This window comes from Ferruginibacter sp., assembly GCF_031430955.1.
Classification (GTDB): domain Bacteria; phylum Bacteroidota; class Bacteroidia; order Chitinophagales; family Chitinophagaceae; genus Ferruginibacter.
In genome coordinates this window covers 1-7536 of the sequence record NZ_JANPCM010000238.1, presented here as the reverse complement: position 1 = coordinate 7536, position 7536 = coordinate 1, and the positions used below count along the sequence as shown (strand labels likewise).

Annotated in this window: 7 protein-coding genes and 1 pseudogene; 5 read left to right on the top strand and 3 right to left on the bottom strand. The window is 35.3% G+C overall.

Annotation, left to right across the window (positions count from 1 at the left end):
* The 3 genes and pseudogenes from ACY65O_RS06670 to ACY65O_RS06660 form a co-directional block, all read left to right on the top strand.
* Positions 1 to 386: pseudogene (locus ACY65O_RS06670) on the top strand (xylosidase); the annotation flags it as partial.
* A gap of 258 nt (positions 387 to 644) precedes the next feature.
* Complete coding sequence (locus ACY65O_RS06665) at positions 645 to 1391, top strand: glucosamine-6-phosphate deaminase (RefSeq protein WP_462220074.1); 747 nt, start codon at positions 645 to 647, stop codon at positions 1389 to 1391.
* Positions 1381 to 2085, top strand: a complete 705-nt coding sequence (locus ACY65O_RS06660) for an MFS transporter (protein ID WP_462220073.1) — start codon at positions 1381 to 1383, stop codon at positions 2083 to 2085. The genes ACY65O_RS06665 and ACY65O_RS06660 overlap by 11 nt, the downstream gene beginning before the upstream one ends.
* A 217-nt stretch (positions 2086 to 2302) precedes the next feature.
* On the opposite strand, the gene ACY65O_RS06655 is transcribed toward ACY65O_RS06660, so the two are convergent.
* Complete coding sequence (locus tag ACY65O_RS06655) at positions 2303 to 3661, bottom strand: MATE family efflux transporter (RefSeq protein WP_462220072.1); 1359 nt, start codon at positions 3659 to 3661, stop codon at positions 2303 to 2305.
* Positions 3662 to 3705: 44 nt separating this feature from the next.
* Here ACY65O_RS06655 and ACY65O_RS06650 point away from each other — a divergent pair, with 44 nt between their 5' ends.
* Together ACY65O_RS06650 and ACY65O_RS06645 are read left to right on the top strand one after the other, a co-directional pair.
* Positions 3706 to 4539, top strand: coding sequence for a DUF3822 family protein (locus ACY65O_RS06650; protein ID WP_462220071.1), 834 nt, complete (start codon positions 3706 to 3708; stop codon positions 4537 to 4539).
* Positions 4527 to 5063, top strand: coding sequence for an RsmD family RNA methyltransferase (locus ACY65O_RS06645; RefSeq protein WP_462220070.1), 537 nt, complete (start codon positions 4527 to 4529; stop codon positions 5061 to 5063). Before ACY65O_RS06650 ends, ACY65O_RS06645 begins: the two co-directional genes overlap by 13 nt.
* A gap of 102 nt (positions 5064 to 5165) precedes the next feature.
* Here the strand turns inward: ACY65O_RS06645 and ACY65O_RS06640 are convergent, their stop codons facing one another.
* Both ACY65O_RS06640 and ACY65O_RS06635 read right to left on the bottom strand, forming a co-directional pair.
* A complete protein-coding gene (locus tag ACY65O_RS06640; RefSeq protein WP_462220069.1) occupies positions 5166 to 5936 on the bottom strand; it encodes a cupin domain-containing protein in 771 nt (256 codons plus the stop codon).
* A gap of 706 nt (positions 5937 to 6642) precedes the next feature.
* A partial coding sequence (locus ACY65O_RS06635; protein WP_462220068.1) for a hypothetical protein occupies positions 6643 to 7536 on the bottom strand: 894 nt, incomplete at its 5' end.

Genomic DNA, 7536 nt, shown 5'->3' with positions numbered 1-7536 from the left:
ATGTAGAATTGCAAAAACCGGTACAGGCAAAATTTATAAAAGTAGAAAACATTCATATGCCCACCGGTAAATTTGCCATCAGTGGCCTCCGTGTATTTGGCAATGGCAAAGGTGCAAAACCCGATGCGGTGAAAAATTTTATTGTACTGCGTACAGAAAAAGATAAACGCAGTGCTTTCATAAAATGGAAGCCAGTGGATAATGCCTTTGCCTACAATATTTATTATGGCACTCATCCCGATAAATTATACAGTTGCATAATGGTGCACAGCAATAATGAATACTGGATGAAAGCCATGGACTCACAAAAAATATATTATTACAGCATAGAAGCAATAAATGAAAATGGAGTGAGTGAAAGAACAGCTGTGGTGAAAGTTGAATAGCATTGAGTTTAATTAATTGCCCCGGGCTTCAGACCGGGGATAAAGGTTTTTAATAATTGGCTTTAGCCAAAAAAAAAATGAATTGTTCTGCTCTTCGTGGCAGGGATGAAAGAATTTATTGAAAGGCTTTAATCGAATTGTTTTAGCTAAAGCCTGCGGTATGATTGTAATTATTCACCGCTCTAAAGGGCGGTATAATTGATTTGGCATACTGGTTGAATTTTTTTTTAAATAAAAACAGAACCGAATACATAAACCATGCAAACAAAAATTTATACCAATTACGAAACCCTATCCGCCGCCGTTGCACAAATCATGTTTGATACCATCCAGCAAAAACCAAACGCCGTTATTTGTCTGGCATCCGGTCACACACCATTATTACCCTGCCAGTTATTTGTACAAAAAGCAAACGACGAACACCTCCATATTTCCGAAACTACTTTTATTGGTTTGGACGAATGGGTAGCCGTGCCGCCGGAGAACGAAGGCAGTTGTCATTATTTTTTATACAACACTATTTTTAATCCCCTCATTTTACAAGCAGGGCAAATACATGTATTTAATTCCATGGCAGAAGATTTAAATGCAGAATGCGAAACCATGGATGCCGTGATTGAACACAATGGCGGCATTGATTTAATGATTGTTGGCATTGGTATGAATGGCCATATTGGGTTTAATGAACCGGGAGTTGCATTCAATAATTTATCGCATGTAATAGAGCTGGATAAAACCACCATCGAAGTAGGACAAAAATATTTTCCTGCAGCCACCACTTTATCCAGAGGCATTACCATCGGCTTGCAACATCTCATGAATGCAAAACAGGTTTTATTAATTGCCAATGGAGAAAAGAAAGCCAGCATCATAAAAAAAACAATCGAAGAGGAAGTATCCAATCAAATTCCGGCAACAATAATGCAAACGCATAGTAATGGAATGATAATGATTGATGCAGCCGCCGCTTCCCAACTGTCTAAAAATTATTTGTATGAAGTTTAGTGAAGCCTGGCTTTTACGAATTTTATATTTTTTGGTTTTTTGCTGCACCGCATCATGGTTACCGGTAATGGCAGATTACTGTAAAAGCAAAGGCTTAAACGGAACTGAGAGCAGCCTTATTCTCAGTATTACACCCGTAATGATGTTTTTAGTGCAACCGTTGTATGGGATGATGGCCGATAAATGGGGCTATAAAAAAACAATTTTATTTGCGTCACTTTTTTCAGCCATAAGTTATTTAGGTTATTTATATGATGGCGGTTTTGCATGGCTGATAATTGTTACCATAATTATGTCAGTTTTTTACAACACCATTCAATCGGGGCTGGATAGTTTGGCATTGCTGTTATCAAAAAATAATCCCAACTTTTCTTATGGTAAATTACGCATTGCCGGTGCAGCGGGCTGGGCATTCACGGGTATTATTACAGGCCAGGTAATTGACGCTATCAATATCAATGTAATTTTCATTATTTCATTTATCAGTATGTCGTTAGTTTTTATTTTCAGTTTTTTTATAAAAGAAGAAAAAGAAAAACAGGCCATTGAAGCCAGTTCGTATAAAAACCTGGGAGATGTGTTGAAAAACCCTGCATTGATTTTTTTACTGTGTGCTGTTTTAATTATTTCTGCAGGCACCAGTACAATCTGGTACTTTTATTCTACTTATATGAAAGTGGCTACTATTTATTGAACGCAGGTATTATTTTTATAACAGGGATAATGGTTTGGATTTTTGTAAAAGAAAGAAAGCCTATGCCTGCAGCATTATAATCAGCACAAAATTTTTTATGCCGATAAATAAATACGCTTCGGTAAAGGCTCAATAAAGATTTGCAGTTGAAGAGTGTCTTGCCTAAGGCCAGACCAATGAAGATAAATATAGATTTAATGCCCGGCCCAAAAATATATTATTTTGTTTTCCATTTAGCACTCTTTAAAAATATAAATGCAGTTATAAAAATACAAGACCAATAAACCATTTCGTTGGTCCACGCCACGGCCAATGAAATAAAATGCACTTTTACAAATATCCAGCTGTAAATAAGATAAACGGTTATAGCAAGAATTTCTATAAGCAAATTCATTTTAGTTTTACCTGTGCCGGTTACACCGTTTAGCCAAATGTTGGCCACACTCATAAACAGCATGCCCAGCGAAACTACTCTTGCTACAGGAATCCCTGCTGCTACAAACGCATCATCTTTACCAAATAAATTAAAAAAAGTAGCAGGAAAAATATTGAGCAGCAAAACCATTACACTGCAAAAGCCAATACTCAACAGCATTATTTTATTGATAGCCAAAATAACTTTGTCTTCTCTTCTTTGCCCCATTAAATTACTTACCACCACATTGCTGGTGCTGGCAAATGCCCATACAAAAACGCCTGCAAGCCCAAATACATTTCGCATTACATTGCTGATGGCTTTATCCATTTGATTGTTACGGGCTTCAATTAAAAAGAAAAATATCAACCAGGTGGTTACACTTATTACATACTGCATTACCAATGGAGCCGATACTTTTATTATGGCCTTACTGATTATTTTATCGTAAGCAAAATTTTGCAGCAGATTGTATTTCTTTTTTAAACCAGTTTTATATAATACAGCAAACACTACTACAAATCCCACCACCTCGGCTATTACTGATGCCACTGCAGCACCGTTAAAGCCCATTTCGGGAAACCCCCAATGGCCAAATATTAATACATAATCCAGCAAAATATTTACCAGAGCCTCACAAATAAAACCAATCATTAAAAATTTACTGTTGAGCGATGCTACTAAAAAAGCATTCCCGGTAAGAAATAAATATAAAAATGGTAACCCCCAAATGCGGATGCGTAAAAAACTTATTTCTTTTGGATAAGCATCGGCTGCTGCAACGGGCTGTAAAATAAATGGTGCAATAAACCAGGTAAATAAAATTCCAAAAACTGCAAATTGTAAACTTATACGTATACCCTGTGCTAAAATAGTTTTAAAAGCACCAGTGTTGTCACTTCCGGCATGGCGGCTGAAAACTGATTGTATCGCATTGTTTAAGCCATGACCCGCCACTGCAAATATTAAATAGAAAACCCCTGTTATACCGGCGTTACCCAAAGCATCAGCGTCTTTAGTATATCTGCCTAAAAAAATGCTGTTGGTAAGCATATTTACCTGTGGTATAAGTATAGCCAGCGTAATAGGTAACGCAATAGACAAAATTTGTTTATTGGTTACTTTTATTTTTAAATCAGTTATTGTTGCTCTACTTTCCATAAAGTCAGCAAAATTATCTTATTTTGCCTGCCGAAAATCATACAGTGAATCCATCATTTAATATAACAACAGAAAATACGCCGCTTAATAAACCTAATCTGTTTATTTCGGCAGGCAAACAGGGCATTTCTTTTATTCAGTTAGATACTGACAGCAACACTTTTATATCGGTGCTGGTGTATCATTTTGCAAAAAATTTAACCGCAACTGCTATTGCCGAACAAGTAAATGAAATTGTTAGTAGTGAAAATTTATCGCAGCAGCATTTTAAAAAAATATTTGTTACCTGGTGTTTTGATGAAAATGTTTTTGTGCCGCAAGAATATTTTGATGCAGGCAACAGTAAGGAAATGCTGGTATTGGTACATGGTGATTTAATGCAGGGTGCTGTTCAAAACGAATTGGTAGCCACACATAATTTGCATACGGTGTATAAAATTCCTGCTGCGGTAAAAAATATTTTTAATATTGCGTTTCCTTTTTGTATTCAAAACCACCAGAGTTCTTTATTAATAAATTTTGAGAAAAATAATAAAGACCTGCTGTATTGTAATTTTTATCCCGAGCATTTAACAGTGCTGTTGCGAAAGAACGGGCAGTTACAAATAATACAGCAGTTTGAATATGCATCGCCTGAAGATGCCGTTTATCATTTGCTGAATGTATGCCAGAGTTTTGAAACAGATGCCGCTAAAACAATTTTAACCGTTAGCGGTATGATTGACACGGATTCAAATTTGTACAGCGAATTATATAAATATTTTCAGTCGGTTAATTGTGCAGATTTATCTGCCAGTTTTAATTATGCGGAAGAAATAAAAGATCATCCGGCACATTATTTCAGTCATTTATTTGCAACAGCATCATGCGTATTATAAGCGGCATACATGGCGGAAGAAAAATTTCTCCCCCCAACAATATGCCTCACACCAGGCCCACCACCGATATTGCCAAAGAAGGTTTATTTAATGTATTGCAAAATAATTTAGAGATTGAAGAATTAAAAGTACTTGATCTTTTTGGTGGCACCGGCTGCATCAGTTACGAACTGGCCAGCAGGGGAGCGGCTGATATTACCATTGTGGAAAAAGATAATGTCATGTACGATTTTATAAAAAAGACGTCTGCAGAATTAGCATTGGAAAATTTTAAAATTGTAAAGCTGGATGTATTTCGTTTTATAGATACGGCAACAGAGCAGTACGATTTTATTTTTGCCGGCCCGCCTTATGCCTTAGCCACCATTGACGATTTGCCCATAAAAATATTTGAGAAAAAATTATTAAAACCCAAAGGCTGGTTTATTTTAGAACATACGCCAAGAAATGATTATAAAAAATTTGAGCATTATAAAACAGAACGAAATTACGGCACAACCATTTTTTCTATTTTTATAAATTAGATGTATATGGTTATCTTCTTTTAGTAAAACCACATCTTGCTTTACTTTTTATACTTTTACAAATTCAGTAGGAAAGATTTTAAAAGTAAATGTTTTATAATCTCACCTCCATTTAAAAGCAAAGTAGCTGCAGGGTTTATCAGTTGCATTACCGATGCCGTGAAGTTTCCCACTTTCCGCTATGTATAAATCGCCTGGGCCGCCGGTATAATTTTTCCCATCAATGGTCATTTCTGATTCGCCATCAATTATTAAAATTACCTCTGTATCGGTATGCTGATGCGGTGCATGGCTTGGGCCTTTTTGTTTAAGATAAGTAATATGCATTTCATAATTGTTGCACATGGCGGTAGGCCTGTCAAAATATTTACGGGCACCTTTGTTATTCATCTCTTTATAAACAAGAGAATCATAATTTAATAACAATGCACCGCCTGCTTTTACACTTCTTTCAATATCCATATTTTTTTTAGAGCGAAATTGCAAAACATAATAGGTGAGTGGGCCATTGCCAATATTTTCAAATGTTTGTGATTGCATTGGAGGTATTAAAATTACACTGCCTTTGCCCAATACAGCTGTTGTATCACCAATCCTGCATTTCATGGTGCCTTCTTTTATAATAATCAGTTCTTCAATATCTTTTTGTGTATGTGCAGGCTTTGGTAATGCACCTTTAAACTGGGTGGTAGCATGTATTGAAAAGTAGTCAAATTCTGCAGTGGTGCCTTGCAATAATTTACGGCTTTCACGCTGGTTGTCTTTTTTAACTGCCAGTTCATTCCAGCGATAAACACCTGAAGTAACTGGTTGCAGCTGTGCCATTGCATTTAAAGAAATGAACAGTAAAAATAACAGAAGGATATTTTTCATAATTAAATTTATTAAAGTTGCTAAGCTAAAGATAAATTATTTCTTACATCATCAAACGTTAGTATAGGATAAATACGGGGTGAATTTTAAAGCTAAACGCCCTGTTTGCAAACATATTACGGCAGTAAAGTTGCCTTGTATATTTTGTAAAATCGTAAACAATACTTAGTGCAAATAAAGAAAATAACTATGCTGTTTTACTAAGTATATTAATTTAAGATATTTTATTAACCAAATTGCCTGTTGGTATGGTTTTTGAAATTTAATAGAAAAATCCAACACTATGAGAGCTATATCCTTTTTGATTGTAGTTTGCCTTGCTTTTTTTATTTTACTTTTTACCACACTTACTTACATGTTGTCGGTTATTTTAAATTTGATTAATTAGCAACTGCATATCATTTTGCAGGTATCTGGTTTATAATAAATCAGGATGGAGTTTTGTATGCTATAGCAGGATCAAAAAGAAAACTTTTAGCGGTAAGGGCAGCGCTAATGGCTATTTATCGGCAGCAAATTTTTATACTGTTTATTAACACCAAAAGAAAGATTAAAAAAATCATCTATCATTTTTTTTAATAGCCCTTTTAAAAGCCCACCACTCAATATTGGTTTAATTTATTTTTTTGCAAAACTATTAATTAAGTAAATGGCAGCACCAATTTTTTGATGCTGCCATTATATTATTGGGGGTTAGTAAGCATTATCAGTAATCATTGTTCACAGTATCGGGCTTTTCGTGGGGCCCTGTAAATAAAGAAGGATCAATATTAAAATGACGGGTGTAGATATTTGATTGTTGAAACTGGTTTTTTAACCGCAATGCTGTTTCCTGAAATGATTTACCAACAGCAGTATGAAAATCGTTTAGTATAAGGCCATTAGCTTCTTTCATCATTTGCTCAGGATCATCTAAATAATAATATAAAACCGCAAGGTTAAAATAACTGGCATACCTTATTTTACGGTCGTGTTTTTTAGAACCGCTGTAAGTTGTTTTGATACTTTCAAAATAATCAATCACGGGTTTTAATTTTTCACGAGCTCCTTCAATTGATTTGTTGGCATCCATACTAAACAATACATCATTCATCAGTTGAAAAGCTTTCCTGTCATCATCATACTCCGGATGTTTCCTGCTGCCGATAACCCACATAAAATCATCAGTAGTTATTGCTGCAAAACCAAAATTATCGGTAATTCTTTCGCTCAGGTAATGCATTGCCCTGTTCACACAATTTCGGTAAAGTTCTTTTGTAATGCTTAATGAATTCAGTACAAAGTATCCTTCAGCTAATGGGCGTAATGCAAATTCAGGACTGTTATATACTTGCTTATACCGGCGGCTGGCCAGTTCTTCATCCATTATATGTATTCCTTTATAATCGGTTATTTGTGCAGTAGCTGCAAAAGTATATACCACCTCTTGATAATAAATAATTTTTGTACCTGTAACAATTCCATTTCTGTCTTTGGTAGTTATTGCTCTTTCTTTTATTGATACTGTTTCCGGAAGAAGGTCTTCCAGTTTTACCTGAATGTTAAGATGGCCATCTTGCCCAATTTTTCGCCAGCCTTCCAGCAAAACTGTATTTGCAGG